The 25,189-nt window shown below is 47.9% G+C and carries 19 protein-coding genes; 7 read left to right on the forward strand and 12 right to left on the reverse strand.

The genetic code is table 11. The annotated features are described in order from the left end of the window. Positions 1–21: 21 nt before the first annotated feature. Positions 22–1,527, reverse strand: coding sequence for a 4Fe-4S binding protein (locus tag GJR95_RS13190; protein WP_162386305.1), 1,506 nt, complete (start codon positions 1,525–1,527; stop codon positions 22–24). A gap of 223 nt (positions 1,528–1,750) precedes the next feature. Between GJR95_RS13190 and GJR95_RS13195 the strand changes: the two genes are divergently transcribed. Continuing rightward, positions 1,751–2,146 (forward strand): hypothetical protein, encoded by a 396-nt coding sequence (locus GJR95_RS13195; RefSeq protein WP_162386306.1) that lies wholly within the window; start codon positions 1,751–1,753, stop codon positions 2,144–2,146. 60 nt (positions 2,147–2,206) lie between these two features. On the opposite strand, the gene GJR95_RS13200 is transcribed toward GJR95_RS13195, so the two are convergent. The 5 genes from GJR95_RS13200 to GJR95_RS13220 form a co-directional block, all read right to left on the reverse strand. Further along, a complete protein-coding gene (locus tag GJR95_RS13200; protein ID WP_232541177.1) occupies positions 2,207–3,736 on the reverse strand; it encodes a hypothetical protein in 1,530 nt (509 codons plus the stop codon). 96 nt (positions 3,737–3,832) lie between these two features. Beyond that, positions 3,833–4,870 carry a DUF6807 domain-containing protein gene (locus tag GJR95_RS13205; RefSeq protein ID WP_162386307.1) on the reverse strand — a complete coding sequence of 346 codons (1,038 nt, stop codon included), beginning with the start codon at positions 4,868–4,870 and terminating at the stop codon, positions 3,833–3,835. A 278-nt stretch (positions 4,871–5,148) separates the two neighbouring features. Next, positions 5,149–5,766, reverse strand: coding sequence for a hypothetical protein (locus GJR95_RS13210; RefSeq protein WP_162386308.1), 618 nt, complete (start codon positions 5,764–5,766; stop codon positions 5,149–5,151). A 56-nt stretch (positions 5,767–5,822) separates the two neighbouring features. Further along, positions 5,823–7,733 carry a DUF3857 domain-containing protein gene (locus GJR95_RS13215; RefSeq protein WP_162386309.1) on the reverse strand — a complete coding sequence of 637 codons (1,911 nt, stop codon included), beginning with the start codon at positions 7,731–7,733 and terminating at the stop codon, positions 5,823–5,825. Positions 7,734–7,740: 7 nt separating this feature from the next. Further along, positions 7,741–9,774: a DUF3857 domain-containing protein gene (locus tag GJR95_RS13220; RefSeq protein WP_162386310.1), complete on the reverse strand. Its 2,034-nt coding sequence runs from the start codon at positions 9,772–9,774 to the stop codon at positions 7,741–7,743. Positions 9,775–10,279: 505 nt separating this feature from the next. Between GJR95_RS13220 and aat the strand changes: the two genes are divergently transcribed. The 3 genes from aat to GJR95_RS13235 all read left to right on the forward strand — a co-directional run bounded on the left by aat (position 10,280) and on the right by GJR95_RS13235 (position 13,376). After that, positions 10,280–10,921 carry a leucyl/phenylalanyl-tRNA--protein transferase gene (aat, locus tag GJR95_RS13225; RefSeq protein ID WP_162386311.1) on the forward strand — a complete coding sequence of 214 codons (642 nt, stop codon included), beginning with the start codon at positions 10,280–10,282 and terminating at the stop codon, positions 10,919–10,921. A gap of 85 nt (positions 10,922–11,006) precedes the next feature. Beyond that, the gene (proB, locus tag GJR95_RS13230; RefSeq protein ID WP_162386312.1) at positions 11,007–12,041 is read left to right on the forward strand and encodes a glutamate 5-kinase; all 1,035 of its coding nucleotides are present in this window, start codon (positions 11,007–11,009) and stop codon (positions 12,039–12,041) included. A gap of 84 nt (positions 12,042–12,125) precedes the next feature. After that, a complete protein-coding gene (locus GJR95_RS13235) occupies positions 12,126–13,376 on the forward strand; it encodes a glutamate-5-semialdehyde dehydrogenase (protein ID WP_162386313.1) in 1,251 nt (416 codons plus the stop codon). A gap of 96 nt (positions 13,377–13,472) precedes the next feature. On the opposite strand, the gene GJR95_RS13240 is transcribed toward GJR95_RS13235, so the two are convergent. The 3 genes from GJR95_RS13240 to GJR95_RS13250 form a co-directional block, all read right to left on the reverse strand. Continuing rightward, entirely contained in the window at positions 13,473–13,784 is a 312-nt protein-coding gene (locus tag GJR95_RS13240; RefSeq protein WP_232541178.1) for a hypothetical protein, read from the reverse strand. 86 nt (positions 13,785–13,870) lie between these two features. Then, on the reverse strand, positions 13,871–15,343 hold the full coding sequence (locus tag GJR95_RS13245; RefSeq protein WP_162386314.1) for a gluconokinase: 1,473 nt from the start codon (positions 15,341–15,343) through the stop codon (positions 13,871–13,873). Between the two features lie 141 nt (positions 15,344–15,484). Then, positions 15,485–16,696, reverse strand: coding sequence for an ROK family transcriptional regulator (locus tag GJR95_RS13250; protein WP_162386315.1), 1,212 nt, complete (start codon positions 16,694–16,696; stop codon positions 15,485–15,487). Between the two features lie 309 nt (positions 16,697–17,005). On the opposite strand from GJR95_RS13250, the gene GJR95_RS13255 reads away from it, so the two are divergent. From GJR95_RS13255 to GJR95_RS13265, 3 genes are all read left to right on the forward strand, one after another. Beyond that, on the forward strand, positions 17,006–18,160 hold the full coding sequence (locus tag GJR95_RS13255; protein WP_162386316.1) for a glycoside hydrolase family 18 protein: 1,155 nt from the start codon (positions 17,006–17,008) through the stop codon (positions 18,158–18,160). 110 nt (positions 18,161–18,270) lie between these two features. Beyond that, the gene (locus tag GJR95_RS13260) at positions 18,271–19,830 is read left to right on the forward strand and encodes an FG-GAP repeat domain-containing protein (protein ID WP_162386317.1); all 1,560 of its coding nucleotides are present in this window, start codon (positions 18,271–18,273) and stop codon (positions 19,828–19,830) included. 115 nt (positions 19,831–19,945) lie between these two features. Then, positions 19,946–20,302 carry a nuclear transport factor 2 family protein gene (locus GJR95_RS13265; protein WP_162386318.1) on the forward strand — a complete coding sequence of 119 codons (357 nt, stop codon included), beginning with the start codon at positions 19,946–19,948 and terminating at the stop codon, positions 20,300–20,302. Positions 20,303–20,409: 107 nt separating this feature from the next. Here the strand turns inward: GJR95_RS13265 and GJR95_RS13270 are convergent, their stop codons facing one another. The 3 genes from GJR95_RS13270 to GJR95_RS13280 all read right to left on the reverse strand — a co-directional run bounded on the left by GJR95_RS13270 (position 20,410) and on the right by GJR95_RS13280 (position 25,132). Then, a complete protein-coding gene (locus tag GJR95_RS13270) occupies positions 20,410–21,390 on the reverse strand; it encodes a type I phosphomannose isomerase catalytic subunit (RefSeq protein ID WP_162386319.1) in 981 nt (326 codons plus the stop codon). Between the two features lie 165 nt (positions 21,391–21,555). Continuing rightward, a complete protein-coding gene (locus GJR95_RS13275) occupies positions 21,556–22,920 on the reverse strand; it encodes an alpha-L-fucosidase (protein WP_162386320.1) in 1,365 nt (454 codons plus the stop codon). A 100-nt stretch (positions 22,921–23,020) separates the two neighbouring features. Further along, on the reverse strand, positions 23,021–25,132 hold the full coding sequence (locus tag GJR95_RS13280) for an outer membrane protein assembly factor BamB family protein (RefSeq protein WP_162386321.1): 2,112 nt from the start codon (positions 25,130–25,132) through the stop codon (positions 23,021–23,023). Between the last annotated feature and the right edge of the window lie 57 nt (positions 25,133–25,189).

Here is a 25,189-nt window from a genome sequence, read left to right on the forward strand (position 1 = left end):
CGTGAATGCGATCCGTTGCGATCAAATCTTCCGCGATGACACTGGCCCAACTTCCAGGTTGAGCACTCCGCGCGGACAGACTGCCGAACAAATGCCGCATCCAACGCACGACGACCGCACAATATCCTGCCCACGCTGGGCATAGGCTCGAACGTCAATTCCCATCTCGCAATAAGCCGAACAATTACCGCACGAAATGCATTGCCCGCCATTGGTGGTAATCCGGAAGCGGGATTTAAACCGCTGAACCAGGCCTAAGTAAGCCGCCAGTGGGCAGCCAAATCGGCACCAGACACGATTACCCATCAGTGGGTAAAAGCCCGTTCCTACCACGCCCGCAAAAATAGAACCGACATAAAGACCATAGGTTGAGCGGATGCTATAACTATCCAGAAATCCAAGCACAGTCGACTGTCCGGTAAAGTATGTATAAAGCACCAGTAGTGTCATGACCACTGCAAACACTAAAACACCATGAACGATAACCCGCTCAGCCTTCCAGGCCTTTAGCGTCTTGTCCGATAAATGCCGATACGGATCGCCGAGCGTTTCCGCTAGTCCCCCGCAACCGCATACCCAGGAACAATACCACCGTTTGCCAAAGAAATAGGTCATCACCGGCACCGCTACCAGCGCCAGAACAATACCCCACACGAGCATAAAAATACCCAGCGAACCGGCCTGTAACTTTTCATTTATCTTGTAGTCGAAGAAGAATGTATAATCGAGTGGCCAGATGTTTTTCAGATCCTGATACGGCTGATTAAGTCGCTGCATGATTTCTGGAATCAGGAACGCAAATGCCGTCTGGAAAAACATGACCGATAAGGTACGCAATTGCTGGTATCGGCTGTGTCGATAATTAATCAGCATCCGAATCCCCATTACCAGAATCACCAGCGTATATAAAAACCCATACAGAAACCAGCGGCTGGCAGGACCAGCGTTCAGCGCGCGACTAATTGGGTCTACTAACAACACCCAATTAGTCAGATACTCCGGATAAAAATAAAGTGCGATATAAAATCCAATCAGAAAAACACCAACACTAATCCCGATCCACCCCCGATCGGTAGCCGGGTGTCGATACTGTCGATTATTTTGAATTCCGGGCAACCGTTTAGTCCCGGCCCATGCATACAGTAAACCACCAAGAGTAGCCAGCCCAAAACTCAGCCAAAACCAGATCCAGACGTTACCAGTCGTCAGCATTCCGAGTGATGCACGTTTCGCTACGTCGAACGTATAATTGTCGTAAATAACCTCACTCCAGGCTTTTTTAGCCCGCATATCGGCATTATACGCATCAATTGCTCCCCGAAAATCCTTAATAAACGCCCAGTTATTCGAATAGAGTTTATCCTTCATGAAGGCCGTTTGCCTATGTACAACAGCCTTATGTTCTGTTTTGACAACCTGATCGATAATCGCATCAGTCAGGCGGTATTGGCTTAAGGTTAGCGTAAAAATCCAACAGGCGAACCCAGTAATGAATAGAACAAGGCCGAGACGATGCAGGGATTTCATAATAGAAGTGATTTGGGATAGCAAGGTAAGCCAACCTTTTTATATACGCGATTGATTAGGCGGTAGTTTTTGAAAGGCGATTAAACCGAATTGCATTATTCTTGTCTAATCATCGGCTATACTACCGTTTAACAAATTAAAATTTTCCAAAACCAAGAATTAACACATTGAAAAGTCGGCGTAATATGTATATTTGTTCGTAAACCGTATTGTACTAATTGCCATGAAAACTGTCTCTTATGAAGCACTTCAGGCCGAACATGCCTGGATGATTGTTTCTGATCAGCTCCAGCAACGCAATAATGTGCTTGCTAAGGGAATTTCACATATGGAACGTAATCCGGCAGAGCTACCAATGGCCAGCCGGTTGATGATCCTGCGCTACCACCTGAAAATGAGCCTGCGCCAATTAACGCAGGAAGCACGGCAGCAGGCACGTACGTTGCAGGATACAAATCGACTGCATCAACAGTGGCAGCATGTTCATCAGTTATTCTTTCTCCTTCGCCAGATCGACGCGGAACTCAACCGCGCCAGTTACGAGAATGATACTCTCCGATCATGGATGGACACGCTCGAAGGGCGCGTCTACCGTTCGGCGCTGGTACATCTTAACTAATGCAATAGGGCACTCAGCTGAGTGCCCTATTGCATTATCCATTCCGGACTGGTGAGGCTATTAATGCCCGCGTACCAGGCGGACTTTTTGTACGCTTACAGGGGCGATGCCGGGTTCGCAAACAGCGGGAGCCAGAGGATCTTTGGGCACAACAACTACAGAATTACCATTCCCTTTAGGCCCATCGGCACTGGTGGCCAGCCATTCCATTTTTACCCAACCGTTAACATCCGGCCCGTTTGGTGGCGGCCGAAACTCAATCAGCCCAATGTTAGCATTCAGCCAACCCTGCTTATTACTCAGGTCGATTTCATAGGTATGAACTTGACCATCGTTAATAATCGGGAAATCAATATACTGATCCTCAGTTCGATAAAGAGTAGCATCTTCGGGCTTTCTCCACGATAGGCGAAAGGCGTTATTTTGCGTTTGAAAGGCAGCCCGCAGGTATAGTTTAGGATTACTGCTACCCTGCCAGAAAACATTCGGCGATTGAATAAGATCACGCTGTTTGTTTGTCAACTGAACAGTTAAATTACCCTGGACAGGCCACCCCGAATCGACAGCATTGAAATAATGCCAGCCTTTGCGCGATGTATCGAACCGATAATTTGGGCCTGTTTCTGGTCTTGGTTTATCGTACATATACCGCCGAATGTCGGTAATATGACCAACGACCATTTCATAATCCCATTCATGCGTAATGTTATGGTCAAAAACAATATACGGTGTATTGGCAATATAAGACGCATCAGCCGTAAATTCATCACCAGCCAGATCAGTACCAAAATAGCCTTTTTTCCAATCATACGAATTCTCAGAAAAAAGCCCTACCCCAAAACCCCGGTCATCCGTTGAAGCCATCCAGGGTTCTGTCGGGTGAATATCGCCGAAACCAATAGGTGGGCGTATCTGCGTTAGCCCATCGTTTAAAAATGGCTTATTCCCTGTGTAAGCATATATATTGTGATAATTGCCATTCAGATAAATACACGGCATTTCCTGCTGACGACCTTCATATTTGGTTTGATCCGATCGAAAGAGCGTCACTTTTGCGTGAACTTTCACTACGTTATCTTCTAATCGTATCCAGTGTTCTATATACGATTCACCCAAAACGTCATTGAGGGCAAAATGCCGGGGATGGGTCTTTACATACAACAGATTAGCCTCTTTCCGGAAGGCCAGAATGTCTGATGGATTACCATAAACGTCACCCGCCTGAATCGGATTCCAGCCTAATCCAACCCAGTTAGCGTTGGGTTGCTTGCCTTTCTCGGTATACGGATTAGGACCGCTATACAGGCCAACCTGCACCTGGCGACCAAGGTCAAAATTGTTGACCATGTTCTCCCCATTGGCAAACGACAGGTAGGTAATAGCTCCCCCATACCGGGAATCTACACCAACCATTATACGGTTATTCTGAATCGTTTGTAAACCGCTAAACGCGGTTACAGCTGGATCATGTGGTGTGTAAGTACCAATTCGGCCCTTTGTTGGGTTCGGAACCGTCCTCAGTTGAGCGTTTACCGCCCCTACTGTTATCAGCCAGATACTAACACAAAGTCGGAAAGAAAAAATAGGCATAAGGGTGCAGGGCATACGTACTACTGATTGTATGTACTTGTATGATCCTCAACAATAAATATGCCAAATGCACCCTATAGAATAACGCGTTTATGATTAACGGTTAAATGCTGAAATTTGCTCATCAATAAACGTATTGGGCGTATTGCCAGACCGCACCAGCAACCGGTATCTGAACGTAACCGATTTACCCGTCGGGAGTGTGTAGTTCAGAGCGGGAGCCTTTCCTTCCGAAAGAACCGAAGGCCCTAACGGATTGGCGGCAAACAAGCCATATCCTCTGGCATGCCAGTAGGTTGGGTATCCAACATTTTGTGGGTGGTCTAACAACACCAACGATACGGCTTCTCCATTAACTGTTCCGGTCAGATTTACCCATTTTCCGCGTGTGCCCCAGACCGCATCTCCTTCTATACCCTCGCTGCTATGGTATTTCCCCGTTACACCGGCATTGTCGAGTACGGGTACTTTTGTCGCTACACCCTGCGCATCCGTGAATACTTCGGGTTTAGTTGATGGTTGTTCGAGTTGGCGGGCCAGGCGAAGCGCAATGAGCCCTTCTTTGTTATCCTTGAAAACCACCTCCTTATCCACCGCTTTCAAGGTGGTAACGCGATCAATGGTCCGGCTATCAGCGGTTCCCTTAAACTCGTAGGTTGTCGTTTCCTGAAGCATCACTTTACTGTCTTTATCGAGCCAGTCGGCCGTAACAACCAATTCCGCTTTGTCCTTACCACTTTTCATCGATTTAACCCCCGTATGAACGATGGTTCCGAATGGGCCTTTGTGTTCAGGGCCAACAGCCGTTGAGTTATTCCAGAAATCATGGCCATTTACATCGCCATAGTTGAACCACATACCAACGTGGTGCGGATGGTCGATCCGTTCGCCTGGCCGTGGGTCCATTGGCCAGCCTCGCGTAATAAAGTTGCCTCCTGCCGACCGAATCGGATAGAGTACGGGCTTTTTAAGCACAGTTGGGCCGGGATAAATGTAGGCCGTAAATGGCTTGCCATCTATAGTAACGTCCACTCGCTTTTTGGCTTCGTCGTGGGTCAATTGAATCCGGTTCGTTTGGGCTTGCGTTAGCGTTGCTGTAGTAGCAAGCAGCAAGGTAAAAAAGAGTTGGCGCATCGGGTTGTATCGTTTAATCGGTTTAATAAGCCCTATCTGGATTGGGCCATTGTAAAAAGCCCCGGCCTAAAAAGCCAGGGCCAACGAAATGCTACTGATATACGCGGTCGGGAATTGGAAGAGATTACCGATTGGGTGACTTGATCTGGATAGATATCAGTTGTCAAATGCTTATTAGGGCTTTGGTTTCGCTTCGAGCCTTGCCACGGTTTATTTGCGAACATTAGTCACCACCGGCTGCGGTGGCACGGCTCGAAGCGAAACCAAAGCCCCAACCATTAATTCCCCATCAAAATTTTGTTCGTCACGTCCTGATCAATGGTAATATAACCCGGATAATTGACCTGTTTGCCGAGCAAATCTAACGTTGGTTTGATTCTGATGGTCAGTTTTGATGGCTGTGTACCTGAAGCTCCCGACAGATTCTGCACGAGTTGGGTAAATGCATCGCGGGTTTTAGGGTCGGTCAGAAGTTGGTAGGCATTGGTGTTTAGGCGAACCGGAACACGGGTCCGGCCTCCACCGGGCTGCACTTCAATCCGCTGATTCAGGAAACCATTAAACAATTCCTGACCAGCCAGCAGAATTTTATATTCTAACTGATTGATACCGGCCAGTTTATTGGTTGGATTTGTGATATCAAGGTTAATTCGGGCATCCAGCGGGACATTGCGTGTCAGCAGGCCAGTGGCTAAACGCGGAAACTGGGCCGGATTGAGGTCTTCTATCTTTCGCAATTGCCGGACATCTATTCCTGCCAGATAAATACTGTCGGCCGACGCAATGGTGTAGCGGCAATCGCCAAGGGTTTTTGCCTGCGAAATCTGCTTGTTCATACTACACTGGCTAAACAGTAATGGCAGGGCAACCAGCGCTAAAATAAGTCCTTTTTTCATGGTCAATTGTTAAATCATTTTACACGTAACGTTCGACAGTACGGAAAGGGTTTGGTTTAATTACTTTTAACGAACACTAGCTGCGCCCGATCCGCTTTGGCCACCTTTTTACGAAAATCAACCCATTCCGCATAAGCAGTTGCCGGAAAGCGCCCCCGATGCATAATTACGCGTCGAATATAGACAACGCGGTCACCTTCCATCGACAACTGCGCTGTATATGTCCCAAATTTTGAGTCAATTGTCAGTGGGTTTATTCTATACTCCGGCAAATACCCTTTGGGAAGTTGATAGGTAATTGTATCGCTATCAACAAAATCATAGGCAGACCCTAACTCCATTGGTGTCTTACGGGATTGCGTTAGAGGGGTCGCCGACGAAAGCGATGACATCAGATTAAGGGGTAAAAAAAGGCGCGTACCACTGGCATCCGCCCACCGTCGAATAGTCAACTCCAGCGTTTCAATGACGGCAGGTACTGCTCCCACCTGCTCGCTATACGCGAACGTGTTTAATTCGAACGCAGGTATGGCAATACGTTTGATAAGCCAACTGCGCTGATCATCGTGGTTCAGACGATGAAGAATGCTGGCATAATCGTCCTGTTGCAGACCCGTATAGCGCGTTCTCACAGTAGCAGTAGCATCACCCTGTTCGCTGATTTTAATATCGATCCGTCGCTGCTGAAGGTTATCTGCTGGCTGATAGGCAGGCGTTTTTATCAATCGGCCACCTTCCGGTAAAATAAGCAGAACATGCCGATTCCCGGTAAAATCGCTGACATATCCAGCTGGATCATGGCTACTTGTACACTCCAGAAAGAGCGTATCCCGTTTATCAGGCACGCATAAAATAACATGGTTAAACTGAAAACTTGGAAAATCCGACATGGTATCCGGTTCTTTTTCACCCGCTCGCACCAGAGCCGGGTAAGCCGTTACACCTGCTGCCTGTAACAATGCCTTAGTATAATTTGTCAATGCCTTGCAATCGCCATAGTTACTAACGGCTACTTTCTCTGCTTCAATAGTTTGCCAACCGCCTATGCCGAGTTGAACACTCACGTAGCGAGTCTGTTCCTGTAAAAACTGGTAAACCTTGCGTACTTTCCCGACTGTGGTCGTTTCATTTTTTGTCAACTCGATCACCTGCCGACGCAGGTAATCTGGTATGCGATCACGGCCATCGTTGAGGCTATGATAAAATCGGCTTACATCGCTCCAGTTGGTAATTTTACCCTTATATTCCTGTACTTCAAAGTCAGTCGGGGCTGTATAAACGATGGGTAACTGCTCTCGTGCCGGTGGCGACAGCGGTTCAAATTCTACAGCCAGACGATTGGCCAGTTTCCAAACATACGTTTTGCCTCCGTTTGCAGCCGTTTCTTCGACCACAGGTGTTGGGATATTCACTTCTTTGTAGCGCAACGCAAGTCCTGGCGGCATATTCACGGTAAACGTCGCCTGTTCAACCGATAGGTGTTCCTGATCCTGGGGTATCCATGTCGGATAAAACATCAGGTTACGCTCGGTACTCTCGATGATAAATTCAACCGTGTACGGATAAGTTGGCTGCTTCGGGAAGGAGGCTGCTTTGAGCCGGTTATCGTCGAATAAATTATAGTCTGAATAGGTACTATAATCCTCAATATCAGCCTTTTTAAGCTTCCTGATCAACTTCCCCGATGCATCGTATAAAGCCCCTTCCAGGTTGGTTATTTTCGACAATTTATCATAACCGACTACCGTTTTGGCATGCTCATCACCCGGTTCATCCAGCACAGTGATAACACTACGCACGCGCTGGGTAGCCTCTCCTGCTGATTTGACGGTAAATGTTGTTTCGTGCCGACGAACCACACCGTGTGCATTTTCTTTTAGCGCAGCCTCTACTACGCCGGCCTGGTATTCTACCTGGGCACAGACCGTTTGACTAACCAACAGGGCTAGTAATAGAAGTTTTTTCATTTTTTACTTATTTCTTCTCGGCTACAGTTCCACGCTTCAGAACAACCTGCTCGGCATGTTTCGCCACAATTCGACTGAACAGCTCCCGTAAAGAGGCATATTCTTCGGTGAGATAAATTTGACGACGTAGCACAATTCGGCTGACAATCTGAAGTTGATTAGCCGCATTGACGGATACCTGATAGAGAAATCGTCCGCCATCCTGAGGAAGGATCATGGATACTGGCTTTGGCATTTCTTCTACCAGAAAGCCGGTCGGTAATGTATAAGTAACTGAGTACGTCTTCTCCATTGGTACGCCAAAATCGACCGGGTAAAGTCGTTCTAGTTCCTTAAATGGATTAGCCGCGAATGCTTCAGTCAGCATAGGTCTGAAGTAGAGCCGATCTCCCGCTCTGGAACAGGCCTCAGGAATAGCCATTGTATAATCGACGTTAAATGCACTACTCGATACATCAGCTCCCGAAAAATCAGCCATCTCGATCTGCCAGGCAGGCCTTGTTTTTTGAATGCTTTCAAGAAATTTCGATTTCCCTTCTTTGGCAAATTTCTTGCGGGCCTTCCAGGCGCTATAGCCGCCATACGAATGGAGCAACTTACCCGATACTTCTCCTTCAGCATCAATTGTAAATGAACCCGTATGTATATCAACATCGCGCTCCAGCGCCAGCAAGGGTATAAAACGGGAGTTCGTCTCATGAACAAGTCGTCCGGTTCCATTCAGGCAATGTACGGGTAGCATTCCGGGTGTTAGATAAGGATCGGTAGCATCCAGCAGCATATCTTTCCCGCCAACAGAAACCTGAGCGATAACGTAATTAAACTTTTTCAATAACGCGTAGGCTTCACTAATTCGACCATGCGACCGGGTACTAAGAATAACCGGATTGGCACTGATGTCCATTTCACGCAGGAGCGCAATCAGCATCAGGTTAATATCGGCGGCATTCCCTTTTTTGTTATCGAACACCTTTTTAATGCCATCTATTGACCATAGCGAGGCCTCATCGTTCCATTTGACGGTTTTCCGTATAAAATCATACGCGGCTTTAATGCGCGAGAGCGTATCTGCCTGTTGGGCCAGTAATGATTTGGCCGTTTCCCGCATAAAACCAGCCCGCTTAATCTGCCCGCCAAAATTGGCCTCAGTAAGGAGCGTTTTATCCATAGCATCCCAGCCAACCGATAAATTATGATTCCGAATACCACCAGCGCCGGGTAACTGATAGCTGGCCAGTTCAAAATCAATCTTGGACAGATAATCATCATTAGTCGTAATGTAAGCTTCGTCTCTGAAAGCTGGTACATCTTTCATGGCGAACCGATAGGAGGAGGCCGACACACTCCCCTGGCCCGGCAGGAGATCAATAGAACTTTTTTTATGTTCATTAACCGTCATGCTCAGGTAGCCACTCATCAGCATTTTATAATAGAAATAATCAGGAATCGTAATGCGATATTCGCTCCAGCTAACCGGTATATCCTGCTGAAATCGCCACGTTCGAGGATTATGGTTAACACTAAAGGGCGTATGAACGGTATACTTATAATCAAGAATAGCCCCCTCCCGGACATTGGGCAGCGTATATTTTTCAATCCAAAACTGATCTGATGCTTTTTCGGTAAAGTGGCCAGCATCGGTCAGTCGGTCAAAAGACACATTTCCATTGACAAGATTATAGGTATAGCCCTCAAAATCCGTGACAAATTCATGCTGCCCTGCCTTTCCGCGACGGGTAAGGAGTGCGATAGTCGCCCGATCATAGGCCGATTTTTTACGGGTTTGGAGCCTGATATGATGCTGGGATACAAGCCATAAAGCACTGGCATTATGTTCAAAGGTTACCTCTCCGTAATCGTAAAGTACCACAGCCTCTGCACTGGAATCTGAAATGGAATGAGCAAACTGGTCGGGGGTGATCTTACCAAATTTAATGGCTGGTCCTGGGTCGATTTTTTTCTGGGCAAATGCAAAAGAAAGGCACAACCAAAAACACACGGCTACTATAGGTAGACGATACCAGGTAAAAGAAGGGGACATAAATGGTGGGTTATATAAATTAATTACGGGCGGAAAGATATTATTTTGTTAACTTATCTCAAAACAAAGCACACTGCTTACTTATCATTTATCCATTTTTACTTTATATATCAATTGCATTGGCCGATCAATTGTAAAAAACCTGAGCACTATATTCATGAAAATAACAACTGATCGACAATGTAAAATAGAATGCCGATAGTCGACGTAATTAGAGACGAATGCTACCTCGCCACCAAAGCTTACATTGATTTAAGCTGAGTAGTAAAATCAGCTTTAGTTAAGTAATAACTAGCCGTCAGAAAGAGTAAAAATAACGATTTCCCTAAAAACCAGATAAATAAGGCTGGCAATAGGTAGCTATAATTGAAATTTTATACCAGATGCCCGATTTATTACTTCCGCTTCAAAAAAATGCCTTTATTCCACGAATAGAGGCCGCAAAAGGCATGATAACTGTTCATGGAAATCGCTATCTTTGTCCTGGAACGCACCGTCAATTTTAATGAACAAGCTGACCGCCGACGACCTGATTTACGGGTACATCCACGGTATTTTTCCGATGGCCGACGCAGACGGTACGCTCTACTGGTATGCGCCCGACCCGCGTGCTGTAATTCCGATCGATACCTACAAACCCGCCCGTTCGCTACGTCCTGTATTAAATAAAAAGCATTTTGATATTCGGGTAAATGCTGATTTTGAACAGGTTATGCGATTCTGTTCGCTGCCCCGATCGGAGACAGACAGCACCTGGATTTCAGAAGAAATTATTGAAGCCTATACTGAATTACACCGTATGGGCCTTGCTCACAGTATCGAAACGTATATAGACAACCGTTTAGTTGGCGGATTGTACGGTGTATCGTTGGGAGCCGTTTTTTTTGGCGAATCGATGTTCCATCTTGTCGATAATGCCTCAAAAGTCGCGTTTCATTACCTGATCATGACGCTTCGTGAGCAGAAATTTGAACTTCTTGATACTCAGTTCATTAACGACAATGTTCGGCGCTATGGAGCTATTGAAATTCCCAAAACGGATTACATGAAACAACTCAAATCAGCCCTCCGTAAGAAAGCCCGCTTTACCGAACCTGTGCTGGAGCATTTATTCAGAAACCATGCCGATGATTCGGTAACTGAATAGCCTGCATACACACATCTTGCCAGCAATCACTATTTTTGTGCCCCTTTTGTTCAGGAACATCTTCGCTAAACAAAAGGGTTTTTAGATGTCAAAACCTGTTCTTGTACTTAAATTCGGAACGGCGTCCATTACGAAATCAACGGGCGAACCGAATGAACCTGTTATGGTGGACATTGCCCGGCAAATTGCGGCACTGCACCCCTACTATAAAATTGTACTGGTATCGTCGGGCGCAGTCGGTGCGGGCAAAGCTCAGATCCGGGATTATCGAGGTGATATCAGTCAACGTAAAGCCGCTGCGGCAGTTGGTAATCTGTTGCTACTCAATCAATACTCTCGCTTCTTTTCAATTTACGGCATTTCCATTGCGCAAAGCCTTTGCGAACGTCACCACTTTGCCAACCGTGACCAGTTTCTGCAACTCAAACAAACGTACGAAGAGCTTTGGGCCAATGATATAATTCCCATTGCCAACGAAAACGACGTTGTCAGCAATCGCGAGCTTAAGTTTTCGGATAACGACGAGCTGGCTACACTAATCGCTGTTGGTTTTGGGGCAGAAGCCCTGATGTTATGCACTTCCGTTGGTGGATTGCTGGATGCAGAGGGACAGATTATCCGGCAAGTCACCAACTTCGATGAACGAATCTTCGGTGTCGTCAGAACCGAGAAATCATCACTGGGCCTTGGCGGAATGGCGTCTAAACTGACGTTTGCCAAGCTCGCTACACGCATGGGAATTCGAGTCGTCATTTTTGGGCTTAACGAACCCGATAGCCTGGGAAAAGCCTTGCGAAGTGAAATTGGAACCGAATTTTCACCTCAACCAACAACCCTGTCGGCGCGTAATCGTTGGCTGGGCAGTGGTAGCCTGGCTGTCGGGCAGATACGAGTCGATGCAGGCGCGGTACGAGCTCTACAAAAACGCCGGAGCTTACTCGCAGTTGGTGTACGTGACGTGATCGGTGAATTTGCTACCGGCGAAATGGTCGAAATTCTGGATGAACAGGAAATGACTATTGCTGTTGCGCGAGCCCGTATCTCTTCTGCAACGCTGGCGCAACAGCTTAATCAGCAAAATGTTGAGGTAGCAAATGCAAATGATATTGTACTTTTGTAACCGTTGCCCGGATGGTCACGTCCGGTTGTAATACAACTAGTTGCCTGACTTTTACGCTCGGACATAGCCGTCCGGGTTACTTTTATGACACCGATCACCCCACTCCTTCAGGATGCGCAACAGGCTTCTGCGGCTGTTCGACGGCTTAGTTCCGAACAGAAGGCCGAGCTCCTGAACCGGCTTGCCGACGTTCTGACATCTCATACGGCTGAGATCATTACTGAAAATCAGAAAGATCTTGACCGAATGCCGGAAACTGACCCGAAATACGACCGGCTGAAGCTGACAGAACCCCGAATAGCTGACCTCTCCAAAAGTCTGCGGGATGTGGCTCTGCTACCCGATCCGGCTGGAGAAATCATTTTCGAGCGTACGATCGAACAGGGGCTGCAACTCAAAAAAATTGCGGTTCCGCTGGGCGTTGTTGGGGTCATTTACGAGTCCCGCCCCAATGTAACGGTCGATGTGGCATCGCTTTGCCTGCGGTCGGGTAATGCCTGTGTTCTAAAAGGCGGTAAAGAAGCTGATTTCTCGAATCGTTATCTGGTCGGGCTAATTCAGGGCGTTCTCGAAGAATTTGGCGTCCCCAAAGCGGCTGTAACACTGTTGCCGCCCGATCGGGCCGTTGTTAATGAGCTTTTGACGGCGACGCGCTATGTCGATATAATCATTCCCCGCGGTTCCGAATCGCTGATTCAGTTTGTTCGTAAAAACTCGCTGGTGCCTACTATCGAAACGGGTGCTGGTGTCTGTCATGCCTACGTTGAAAAAACGGCGGATCTGGACAAAGCGGCTGCCATTGTTGTTAACGCGCGCGTCTCACGTCCGTCGGTTTGCAACTCGCTCGATTGCGTCCTTGTCGATGAAGCCATTGCGGATACCTTTCTGCCCATGCTGACGGATGATTTCAGGAAATGGAACGTTGAAGTTTTTGCCGACGAACCATCATACAACATTTTCGAGAAAGCCGGATACGAAAACCTACAGCACGCTCGCCCTGACGATTTCGGACGTGAATTTCTGGATTACAAATTCGCCGTGAAGGTCGTTGCCGGACTCGAAGACGCGTTGTCACATATTCAGACGTATTCGTCGCGGCATTCCGAAGCAATTTTATCGCAGGATCAGTCGCTTATTGACCGCTTTCTGTTTGAAGTTGATGCCGCTGCTGTTTATGCCAATGCATCTACCCGTTTCACTGATGGAGGGGTGTTTGGATTGGGGGCCGAAATTGGCATTTCGACTCAGAAGCTACACGCCCGCGGGCCCTTTGCCCTCGAAAAGCTGGTGACCGAAAAATGGGTAGTTGTCGGCGATGGGCAGGTAAGATGGTAGTAAAAGCAGGCGTCTAATCCATAAGAAAATTTTTTCTTTGTAAACAGAACGTGGAGTCGGGTTTGAACACTCGACTCCACGTTCTGTTTACAAATCTTAATTAACAGTATCAGCAATGATAAGCGTATCTACTGTTCCCTGGTAACGGTCATCAATATTGCCCGAGCTATCTCTGAGCAAAAGGGTTACATCATAACTTACTGCATTACCATTGATCCGAGGATCGCTAATGTCCACAATCTGCCTCAGAATGTGGTGGTCTCCGTTCGTGTACCGAACATCAAAGCCATTTAAGGCAATATGAGCGGTGCGGACCTGGCTAGGAAAACTAACCGTCCGGGGTTCATTTTGGACCTGACCCTGAGTTGGATCGAATACGACCCGATCGCGAATAAATCGAAGTGCCATAGTATATAAGGGTTTATGTGCACCTGATTAGTCGCCTTACCCTAACAAAACGGAAACACTAAATTTATGATTAACCTAAAAACGATTTATATCCGTTTCTGTAAAGCATTTTCCCACTGCTCAAATACCGTTTGATACCGTTTGTGGCATTCTGGATCTGGTTCAAACTCCTGACCGAATGATACCTCACCGGCCAGTTTTTCCAGCGATGTGGTCAGGTCCGAAATTAACAAAACAGCGCCCATTGCACTGCTTTCGTTACTGGCATTAAGCCGTACGGGTACACCAAATACATTGGCCATCATCTGCACCCAAAACGTTGACTTGGCGAAGCCGCCATTCGCATAAATCATGCGCGTCGGACCTGTTTGCTTCGCCAGCAACTTCTCGATACTTAACAGATTGAACATAACCCCCTCCAACGCAGCCCGAACAAAGTGCGCCCGTGTATGCCTGTAATCGACGTTCAGGTAGGCTCCCCGCGCAGAGGCATCCCAAAGGGGGGCACGTTCGCCATACAGATAGGGTAAAAAAAGGAGGTCCTCCGCACCCACCGGAATCGTGTCAGCTTCGGTCAGTACCTCATCGGTTTCCTGCAACGTCAACTTTTCAGCCAGCCATTGCAGCACGTTTGCCCCATTGTTCGTCGGTCCACCAACGACATAGTATGGGGTTTCATTCCGTTCGTCCAGATAATAACAAAACAGCCGTCCGTGCGGATCGCGCTGAGGTTTATGAACCGTCTGTCGAACCGCACCGCTCGTACCGATCGTAATGGTCGTGATACCAGGCTCAATACAGCCAGATCCAAGATTAGCGAGAACCCCATCCGATGCACCAGGAAATAATTGCACCCCCGCAGGCAATGCCGTTTTCACAACGCCTTCTTTGCCTGGATCATAGTTTACGACAAAGGTGGTTGGTTGCGGCTCCGAAAGCTGGCCAGGCCGAATACCCGCAAAATCAAGGGCAGGTTGAAACCAGGTTCGCTTTTCCATATCAAACAATCCAGTGGCCGTAGCCATCGAATAATCGATATCATAGCGAGCGGTCAGCTTCCACCAGACGTATTCTTTCAGCGAAATAAATTTTGCGGCCTGCTTCAATAAGTCAGGCTGACTAGCTCGAAACCAGGCTAGTTTGCAAAGCGGAATCATCGGATGAATGGGTGTTCCCGTTTGGGCGTAAATAGAATCACCCAGTGCCTTTTGATCCGTATGAAGCTCGGTCGCCTGTGGTTCAGCCCGGTTATCGGACCACAGCAGTGCGTTTGTTAACGGTTTGCCTGCACTGTCAACCGCCAACAGGCTGTGCATTCCAGCGCTGAAACTAAGCGCCTTTATACTAGCCTGTTGTCTTTTTGCGCCAATAACCACTTCACTCAACCCCTGCCGAACCGCCTGCCAAACGGCCTCAGGCTCCTGCTCAGCATAGCCTGGCTCGGGCGACAGCGTCGTTAGTGGCAACGATGTATGAGCAATGATCTTCCAATCGTGGGGAGTGACAGCGAGGATTTTAACGTTGGTGGTGCCGATATCTACGCCGAGCAGACAAGTCATAGAACAAGAAATAATTTACGAAATGCCAAAGCAACGTATTTTTCCGATTCATCGCTGCGAAAGAGTGAAAAAAGCAGGCAACCGTCAATAAGCAGTTTTCAATTTACTGTTCTTTGCGAACTGCTTATCGAAGGTTTATTTTTACGGTATCAACTCCTGTTGCAGTAAATTCTGGACAACATAAGCCTGGGTTCCATAAAACTTAGCCATCTCCCCCAATTTGGAGAGTTCAATGGAGAGATTATCCCGATAATTAGGCAAACAGTATTTATCGATTGCTTGCTCAATTGGCCGTGTAATCGACTTTTCGGCTTTGGCCAGCACACCGTTCACAATAATCAGTTCGGGGTTGAATAAATGTACAGCAGTCGATAAGGCTTTCCCTAACGCACTCCCGACATCGCTAAGCAGATCAATGGAAAACGCATCGCCAGCATTTGCTTTAGCGATAATACTCTCTATATCAATGGTATTCGTATCCATTTCGGATAGTAGCGATACCCGACCTTCCTCTAACCCTTCTTTAGCCCTCCGAATCAGCGAAGAAGCCGATGCAAGCGTTTCCAGACAGCCTACTTTGCCGCAGCTACATAGTTCACCGTCTGTTTTCATCTGGATGTGGCCCAGTTCTCCGGCAAATCCCGCCGATCCTTGCAAAATCTCACCGTTGGTAATAACACCTAACCCAATACCCCAGTCAATATTGACGGACAATACGTGTTTTTTACCCTGTGCCAGACCAAACCGGTGCTCCCCAAAAATGGTCGCCTTTGTGTCGTTGATCAGGTAAACCGGAGCATTGAATATCGTTTGCAGGAGCTGGTCCAGAGGCTGATCAGGACTGTTTATACTTGGATAGGTATGGTTAACCGCTTCCCAGGGATTTACCAAACCGGGCAAGACAGCCCCCACGCCAATCACCTGGAGTTTGTCGGTTTTGATTCGCTGGGCTAGTTGTTCCAGCGGTTCCGCCAGTATTTTTAGCAAGGCAGGGGATTTATCCAGACGTAAATCTACCTCCAGACGATGCACGACCTGGTTGGCCAGATTAAAAACCAGCAGTTTCGTATCATGAATATTAATGTCGACAACCACGGTCACAAATTGAGTGGTATCGAGCGCAAACAGCGACGGTTTTCGCCCATACTGGGCCGCTCCGGTGCCAATTCCCTGTACCCAATGGGCCAGACTTAATTCATCGATCAGCGATGTGGTCGATGGAATACTGGTATGTAACCGATTAGCCAGCTGCGAAATAGTACGCGACTCAGAACGATATAATTCTGTGATAATCTGGCGTTTCAGCTTATTTTTTTTCGCATCTATGACGGAAAAGAAGACATTATCCTGCATATATAGATAGCGCAATAAGTCATTTTACCGACCCTGCACTTGCCGGTTTTATTGGAATTTACGAAATCTTCTCCGCAAGCAGTTTGCAAACGATTCTTTCGAAGAACATTTCTCTTAAACTATAAACACTACAAGGTAGGCTCAATACCCTTCTTTTCTACTATTCTTCTACCAAATATTCGTTTTTTTTCTAAAGGGTTTTAGCCTATATCCTATTTTATTGTTCCCCAAAAAATACACTTGATATCGGTATAGTACCTTATTTTGCGTTTACCGCTTGTTCGTACAATGTTCTTTTAACTTAAATGCATGAAAAATCAAATTCGCGTTCTTTCGCTTATCATCCTTATATTCTTCTTCATCAACTACCCGTATCAGGCATCAGCGCAGTCAGCACCGACCTCCCCTTACGTCATTATTGGCTACATTAGTGGAAATGGCTGGACAAAGAACCAGATTGAAGCTCGGAAACTTACTCACATCAATTATGCTTTTGCCGTTCCGGCCGCTAATGGAGAACTGGCCCCATTGAGCGCCAAAGATGCCGAAAATCTGGCAACGCTAAACACGCTAAAAGCCGACAATAAAAACCTGAAAATTTTAATTTCCATCGGTGGCTGGGGCGGTTGCAAGTATTTTTCCGATGCAGCCCTCACTGAAGCATCCCGTCTCAAATTCGCGAAGAGCGCGGTTGCTTTGCTGAAAAAACACAAATTGGATGGCGTCGACATCGATTGGGAGTATCCCGACCAAATTGGCGATAATAACATCTTCCGGCCCGCCGACAAACAGAACTACACGCTCCTCTTTAAGGCCCTGCGTGAACGCCTGGACGAAGCAGGCAAGCAGGATAATCGCACAGGAGCCAATCACTATCTACTCACAACGGCTACTGGAGTCGATACCGCTTTCGTGAATCACACCGAGCTGGGCAAAGCACAGAAGTACCTGGATTACATCAACATCATGACGTATGATATCCATCATGGTAACGATAAAGTAACCGGCCACCACAGCAATCTCTATCAGTCGAAAAAGGGGAACCAGTCGCGAAACAGCTCAGCCGATGGCGTCGACGGGCATATTAAAGCCGGTGTTCCGGCCAGCAAAATCGTTCTGGGTCTTCCGTTTTATGGACGGGGCTGGGCTGAGGTTAACCCAAAGGATAACGGTCTCTACCAACCGTCAACGGGTAAGCACTCGTTCATTAGCTACGACGAACTGGCGGATAAATACATTGGTAAAAACGGCTTTGTTCGCTATTGGGACGACGACGCCAAAGCGCCCTACCTCTGGAATCCAACGACGCGAACGTTCATTTCCTACGCAGACGAAGCGTCTTTCGAGCCAAAAATTGCTTATGTCAAGTCAAAACACCTCGCTGGTGTGATGTTCTGGGAATACATCTATGATTTACACCAACAGAAACTCCTGAATAAATTGGTTAAGGATTTGGGCAAATAACGGAAGCCATGCTGATCGACTATTTGCCCGTATGACCGGCAAACGGAGTGTTATGGTATACTTTAATTGCCAGAGGCTTTAGTATGAAGTTGTAGCCTTTACGTTAAACTATGTTTCAGCTCCGATTGGCGGTCATCATCCTTTATAGCTTCCTGTTAGTTGCGTCCTGTCGGTCAACTTCGTCAAACGAAACGTCCAGTCCGGCTACCCCGCCGGTGGCCACTCAGCTTACGGGCAAGCAACTCAGTCAGAGCTACTGTGGGAGTTGTCACCAGTTTCCGGAACCGTCATTGCTCGATAAAGTAACCTGGCAACGGGGTGTCTTACCCCAGATGGCCTTACGGATGGGGCAATCGGGCAACTCGATGGCGGAATATATGCGCATTAGTCATGCCGATGAACTGACGCGGCTCATGGAAGCAAAGGTATTTCCCGAAACACCCTTACTCCACACCACCGATTGGCAAAAAATCGTTGATTATTATGCATCTGAAGCACCAGCAAAACTCCTACCACAACCCGCTCATACAGCTGTGCAGGTGGGCTTGCCGCTCTTTCAGGTGCAACAGTCGAAGCAGGCCATCGATGCATTCGTAACGCTTCTTCGCTTTGATTCAATTTCGCACCGTATCTGGGTTGGCGATGGACGATCTAATCTATATGCCCTCAATCAGAATCTAATCCGGATGGATTCTGTGCATCTGGACAGTCCGGCAACCGATCTGCACCCTCAGTCGGATGGTAGTTTTGATCTGCTTACGGTAGGCGTATTAAACCCCAATGACCGGCAAATGGGAACATGGCGGCATTTCACGCAAACAGGTATCGTTCCTCCTGCCCTACTGAGCGGCTTGCAACGTCCCGTTCGGGCTATACCAACCGACCTGAACCGCGATGGGCTGGACGATGTAGTTATCTGCCAGTTCGGCAATCATTTAGGCAAGCTAACCTGGCATGAACGACTGCCCGAAGGGTATCGTGAGCACGTACTTGATAGCCTGCCCGGCGCACGGCAACTTATTATTCGGGATCTTAATAATGACCAGTGGCCCGACATCATTGCCCTGCTCACTCAGGGCAATGAACAGGTTTCGGTTTATTATAATCAGCGAAATGGTCAATTCAGAAAAGAAACCGTTTTGCGTTTCCCGTCTGTTTATGGCTCCAGTGACCTTGCTGTGGCAGACGTTGATCACGATGGCGACCTGGACCTGATCTATACGAACGGCGACAATGCCGATTATTCCATCGTACTGAAGCCCTACCACGGTATTCGTATTTTTCTGAACGACGGCCGATTTCACTTTCGACAGGCGTGGTTTTATCCGATGTATGGTGTAACGCAGACCATTGTCCGGGATTTCGATCAGGATGGCGACGATGACATTGCTACAATTGCTCATTTCCCTGATTTTTCGCACCAGCCCAATGAAGGCTTCGTGTATTTCGAAAATCAGGGGAATCTACGTTTTTTGCCCCGAACATTCCCGGATGCAGAACGGGGTCGCTGGTTAATCATGGAGACTGGCGACGTGGATCAGGATGGTGATGACGATATTCTGCTTGGCTCATTTTTCCGGCCAACCGGTCCCGAACACATGGACTTAATGAATCGCTGGAGAAAACCGGGAACGGGTATTCTGTTGCTCAAGAATAATCTAAAAAAGTAAGCGTTTATAATTCCTGCCAGGCATTTAACACAGTAGATCTGGTGATTATACTGACATAGGGCTGTCACTCTTGTGCTGCAACTTTGTGTTTTTAATCGACTAAAGAGTTATAAACATGGCGAGCAAAACAGGTGTAAAAGAGGTAGTATCTGCGTTTATAACGGCACTCAACAATGAGAACTTTGATGAGGCCCATAACTGGATTAGCGATGATCTGACGTTCGTGGGTGTCTTAGGCACTCGCCAGGGCGGGGATACCTATATCGAGGACATGAAAAAAATGAGACTGAAATACACCATCCAGAAAGTCTTCGTAGACGAACAGGACGTCTGCCTGTGGTATGAGATCGATATGTCTGGAGTTAAGGTTTTAAGCTCCGGCTGGTATCAGGTCGAGAACGGGAAAATTACGCAGTTCAAGGTGCTTTTTGACCCACGGCCCGTTCTGGAGGCAGCAGCAAAAAAAAGCTGAGGCAAAGTTTTTCGCCAAAACAGCAGTGTATAAAAACAGGGGCAGAGACATATCGTGTCTCTGCCCCTGTTTTATCTCAGGCTAGATTCTATCTTTTTGCACGTCAACTACGGCACATAGGTTTCCAGAACCGTCATCGACCCATCGGGAACGAGTGTAACAATATCGACAGAGGCCGGAATGAGTGCACACTGGCCCATTTTGAGGGGTGTACTATAGCCTCCTTTCGTCTCAATGGTCAGCGAACCATCAACACAGATCAAGACCACAAATGAGTCGATATGCGTATAATCGTGCTCTACCTCTTCATCGAAATTGAGCACGTTCGTAACGAAATAATCACTCGCTACGGTGTTTACACTTTCGTTAAGTTTCTTTTCGTATTGCGTTTTGTAGTGATCGTAATGGTGGTAATCGATCGCATCGACCGCCAGTTCAGTATGGAGTTCGCGCTTCTGGCCCGTCGTAGCGTCGACTCGATCGAAATCATAAATTCGATACGTGGTATCGGACGTCTGCTGAATTTCGGCCAACAGAAGCCCTTTGCCGATGTAGTGAACGCGACCAGCCGGCAGAAAAAATACGTCGCCCGGTTTGGCTGGTTCGATGTTCAGAATATTCTGAATGGTGTTGTCAGCGACGGCTTTAACATACTCGTCTTTTGTCACTTCCCGATTAAAGCCCGAATTGAGTTTCGCACCTTCATCGGCCTGCATGATATACCACATCTCGGTTTTGCCGAAACCGCTCTTGCGCCTGGCTGCCAATTCATCATCTGGATGCACCTGAATCGAAAGGTCATCATTCGCGTCAATGAACTTGATCAACAAAGGAAAACGGTTGCCGTAGGTATCGTAAACATGTTTTCCGACCAGTTCACCTTTGTATTGCTCCACTAACTCGCGAAGGGATTTTCCCTGCAAAACGCCTTCTTTTACAATGGACACATTACCTTCTACATCAGAAACTTCCCAGGTTTCACCACAATTTGGCAGTGGCGAAAAGTCTTTCCCCAAAATGGTATTTATTTTCTGTCCACCCCAGATTTTGTCTTTAAAAATGGTCTCGAATGTAAGAGGATATAGCATGATGTACTTGAGAAATGTATAATGAACAATGAAGAATAACTCCAAAGAACGGCATTTGTTACCGTCTGTATGTATTTTTAAAGGTAGTTTTTTCAATACATAAGCCCAACAAATGCGGAGCTGTTACTTTCTCCACGCTCATTGGGCCTATGCATGTAGTCAATTTTATTCCCGTGCCGATGCCTTAAATACGCCAACCTCAGCCAGTTGAACAGGGCCATTTGCGTTGGTAATGAACAGTCTGAGTTTCGATGATTTCACCTCAGGGAACCGCAGAAGACGCTTATAACCTACAGTCGTGAAAGTCTGGAGGGGTTGCCAATCGGTGCCATTCCAATACTCAACCCGGCCGCTAGCCACCCGCTGGCCAGTGGCGATGTTCTCCTGAATCGACATCCGATCGAAGGATTTTTCCGATCCAAGCTCAATAATCAATGGCTGGTTAGCCGACACGGTTAAGAAGGTATTCAGTTGTTTATCGGTCAGCTTAGGCTGTTTAGCCACCAGATTGGTTTTGAATGTCTCGTCCAGAATGCTCCGGAATTCCCGCAGGCTGGCAATATCTGGCTCCGAAAACAACCCATCCCGATTCGGTGGTACGTTGAGCAACAGGAGGCTGTTCCGCCCAACGGACTGATAATACAGGCTTACCAGATTCTTACCCGACCGTACCTTAGCGTCTTCAGCAGCATGATAAAACCAACCCGGACGTATCGATACATCGGTCTCGGCTGGTACCCATTGTTTACCCGTTGCATCGCCCCGGTTCAGGTATTTTGAGTCTGCCTTACCCGGAGCCAGCCCTTCGGTATTGATGGTCGACCAGCAGGTTTCACCCGCATTTCCTGCTTCGTTACCTACCCACCGAACATCCGGCCCTGCATCCGAAAACATCACAGCATTGGGCTGTAATTCACGAACCAGAGCCCAGTAACCCGCAAAATCGTAGGTCATGTCTTTAGCGTTTTCACCCTTAGCACCATCAAACCAGACCTCCGAAATGGGGCCGTAGTTCGTCAGCAGTTCGCGCAGCTGGCTTTTGTAATAATCATTGTATGAGGCCGTTCCGTAACGCGGCTCATGGCGGTCCCAGGGCGAAAGATACACCCCAAACTTCAACCCAAATTCGCGGCAGGCATCAGCTACTTCCCGGACAACATCCCCTTTCCCGTTCTTCCAGGGGCTGTTTTTAACCGAATGCTCCGTCATTTTCGATGGCCACAGGCAAAATCCATCGTGGTGCTTGGCAGTAATAATAGCCATCTTGAAACCCGCATCCTTCAGTGCTTTAATCCACTGCCGGGCATCGAGTTTAGTTGGATTAAAGATGCTGGGACTTTCGGTGCCATCACCCCATTCCTTGTCGGTATAGGTGTTGACAGTGAAATGCAGAAAGGCCGTTGTTTCAAGGGGTTGCCAGGCAAGCTGGCGGGCAGATGGACGGGGTAACGCAGGACTGGTTTGCGCCTGGCATACCGTTTCGAATAGCAGGCTGATCAAAAACAAGCCCACACGACATACTGGTGTCATAGAGTCAAAAAAAAAGTAGAGCGGTTTTGTATGAACTACAAAGAAGCCAATAAATTCAGTGTGATGAGGCTTCTTCCCGGAAAAAACAATTTACCGCATCCTACGGCAGCGCAAAGGCCACATACCTGTCGCCAGACTTCGTATTCAACTTGCCGCCCCCACAGGCAATAACTACGAACTGTTTTCCTTTGATCGAGTACGTGCTGGGCGAGGCATAACCAGCTGCGGGTAACTTTGTCTGCCACAGTTGCTTACCCGTCTTTACATCAAACACCCGAAACTGCTCATCACGACTGGCAGCAATAAAAAGCAGTTTACTGGCCGTAACCAATGGTCCACCGTAATTATCCGTCCCGGTCAGCGGAATACCCCGCTTTGTCAGTTCCGGATACTCACCCAAGGGCACCTGCCAACGACGATCGCCCGTATTCAGGTCAATAGCGGTCAGCGTTCCCCAGGGCGGGGTGCTGACAGGGTATCCATTGGCGTCATACCATCGATTATAACCCGTGTGCTGATATGGAACGTCGGTCTGCTGAGTCGTTGCCACCGTCGATTGCACAGCTTTCTGATCCAGAAAGTCGATAATTGCTTTCCGTTCTGCTTCGGGTAGGTGCCCAAAAGAAGGCATCATACCGCGTCCTTTCAACAATAGTTGATTAATCTGCCCGTCGGAAAGTCGTTTATCGATGGCAATAAGCGACGGATAGGAACCATCGTGATTACCGCGACGGTCGGCTCCATGACAGGCGGCACAACGAAGGCTATACAATTTTGCCCCGGTCAATGCGCTTCCACCGGTATTCTGTTCCCGCTTCACTAACGATGTATAGACCGGAATCTCCTTCGACGGAACATAGAGGGTTCCTTCTGGATCCGTAGCCGCTCCACCCCATTGTCCACCCCCATCCGTACCGGGGAAAAACACGGTCATATCCTGCGTAAGCGGAATGTAGGCTTTCCCAGTATGCCCTTTTCGCAGGACAGTAAAAAGTGAATCGCGGTTAGCCGCGAATGAATTAAAGTCTTTGTCGGTGAACGACTGCCGGGAAAAATACGGCTTTACCGGAATTGGCTGTGTTGGACTCAGTTGTTCACCGGCTATGGCCTGCTGAGAAACGGCCTGTTCATTGATCGGAAATAGTGGCTTGCCCGTTACCCGATCAAAGACGAAAACATAACCTTGTTTGGTGATCTGAGCCACCGCATCGATGCGCTTGCCGTTCTGCACAATCGTGAGCAGATTGGGCGGTGCGGGCGGATCTCGGTCCCAAACGTCATGGTGAACGAGCTGATAATGCCAGAGCCGTTTGCCCGTACTGGCGTCCAGAGCCAGCAGGCAGTTGGCAAACAGGTTATTCCCTTTCCGGTTGCCGCCGTAAAAATCATAAGCAGCAGAGCCAGTCGGTATATAAACGATGCCACGCTGGCGGTCAATGGCCATTCCGGCCCAGGCATTTGCCCCGCCAATGTGCTGCCGGGCCGGTTGGGGTGACCACGTTTCATAACCAAACTCGCCAGCTTGTGGAATCGTATGAAATGTCCAGACTAGCTTCCCCGTTCGTGTATCGTAAGCCCGAACGTCGCCCAGTAAGGCGGTTTCGCTTTCGGCCACTCGTACGCCAACAATTATGAGGTCTTTGAAAATTGTGTTGGGTGTATTTGACAGCACATAATTGTCGGCACCGGGTCGCTCAATGCCTTTTTTGAGATCGATACGTCCCTGCTCACCGAACGATTCAATCGGTTTGCCGGTACGGGCATCGAGCGCATAGAGCCCCCTACCGGCACCAAAAAAAATGCGATTGTCTGCATTCGGTGAACCGTTGGTCCAGTAGGTTACACCACGGCTCGTTGTTCCGCCGTTATCGCTGATGCTCGTCTTCCAGCGTTCCTGGCCGGTTGCCGCATCCAGTGCAAATGCCTGCGTATTCGCCGAAACACCATACAATGTACCATCAATAACAATAGGGTTGCATTGCATCTGAGTACGATTCAGCACCGTATCGGCTCCGCCCGATGAATATGTCCAGGCTATTCGAAGCTGATTGACATTCTGCGGGTCGATTTGAGTAAGCGGGGAGTAATGACTGCGGGTGCCGTCACCATTATATTCGGCCCAGTTGGTATCAGGAGTAGGCTCAAGCCGAAACTGGTTTCCCAGGAAAACAAAAGCGCCAATAGTCAGTGCAGACAGTAGCAGGTGTTTCATGCAACGAAAAATGTCTAGACTTGTAAGGTTCGTCTAGACCTATAAGGTTTCCAAAAC

The organism is Spirosoma endbachense, assembly GCF_010233585.1.
In the GTDB taxonomy this organism is placed as follows: Bacteria; Bacteroidota; Bacteroidia; order Cytophagales; family Spirosomataceae; genus Spirosoma; species Spirosoma endbachense.

Excerpts from the sequence above, each read along its gene's own strand:
- GJR95_RS13190 (WP_162386305.1), bottom strand. The coding sequence starts at position 1,527 with ATGAAATCCCTGCATCGTCTCGGCCTTGTTCTATTCATTACTGGGTTC.
- GJR95_RS13195 (WP_162386306.1), top strand. The coding sequence starts at position 1,751 with ATGAAAACTGTCTCTTATGAAGCACTTCAGGCCGAACATGCCTGGATG.
- GJR95_RS13200 (WP_232541177.1), bottom strand. The coding sequence starts at position 3,736 with ATGCCTATTTTTTCTTTCCGACTTTGTGTTAGTATCTGGCTGATAACA.
- GJR95_RS13205 (WP_162386307.1), bottom strand. The coding sequence starts at position 4,870 with ATGCGCCAACTCTTTTTTACCTTGCTGCTTGCTACTACAGCAACGCTA.
- GJR95_RS13210 (WP_162386308.1), bottom strand. The coding sequence starts at position 5,766 with ATGAAAAAAGGACTTATTTTAGCGCTGGTTGCCCTGCCATTACTGTTT.
- GJR95_RS13215 (WP_162386309.1), bottom strand. The coding sequence starts at position 7,733 with ATGAAAAAACTTCTATTACTAGCCCTGTTGGTTAGTCAAACGGTCTGT.
- GJR95_RS13220 (WP_162386310.1), bottom strand. The coding sequence starts at position 9,774 with ATGTCCCCTTCTTTTACCTGGTATCGTCTACCTATAGTAGCCGTGTGT.
- aat (WP_162386311.1), top strand. The coding sequence starts at position 10,280 with ATGAACAAGCTGACCGCCGACGACCTGATTTACGGGTACATCCACGGT.
- proB (WP_162386312.1), top strand. The coding sequence starts at position 11,007 with ATGTCAAAACCTGTTCTTGTACTTAAATTCGGAACGGCGTCCATTACG.
- GJR95_RS13235 (WP_162386313.1), top strand. The coding sequence starts at position 12,126 with ATGACACCGATCACCCCACTCCTTCAGGATGCGCAACAGGCTTCTGCG.
- GJR95_RS13240 (WP_232541178.1), bottom strand. The coding sequence starts at position 13,784 with ATGGCACTTCGATTTATTCGCGATCGGGTCGTATTCGATCCAACTCAG.
- GJR95_RS13245 (WP_162386314.1), bottom strand. The coding sequence starts at position 15,343 with ATGACTTGTCTGCTCGGCGTAGATATCGGCACCACCAACGTTAAAATC.
- GJR95_RS13250 (WP_162386315.1), bottom strand. The coding sequence starts at position 16,696 with ATGCAGGATAATGTCTTCTTTTCCGTCATAGATGCGAAAAAAAATAAG.
- GJR95_RS13255 (WP_162386316.1), top strand. The coding sequence starts at position 17,006 with ATGAAAAATCAAATTCGCGTTCTTTCGCTTATCATCCTTATATTCTTC.
- GJR95_RS13260 (WP_162386317.1), top strand. The coding sequence starts at position 18,271 with ATGTTTCAGCTCCGATTGGCGGTCATCATCCTTTATAGCTTCCTGTTA.
- GJR95_RS13265 (WP_162386318.1), top strand. The coding sequence starts at position 19,946 with ATGGCGAGCAAAACAGGTGTAAAAGAGGTAGTATCTGCGTTTATAACG.
- GJR95_RS13270 (WP_162386319.1), bottom strand. The coding sequence starts at position 21,390 with ATGCTATATCCTCTTACATTCGAGACCATTTTTAAAGACAAAATCTGG.
- GJR95_RS13275 (WP_162386320.1), bottom strand. The coding sequence starts at position 22,920 with ATGACACCAGTATGTCGTGTGGGCTTGTTTTTGATCAGCCTGCTATTC.
- GJR95_RS13280 (WP_162386321.1), bottom strand. The coding sequence starts at position 25,132 with ATGAAACACCTGCTACTGTCTGCACTGACTATTGGCGCTTTTGTTTTC.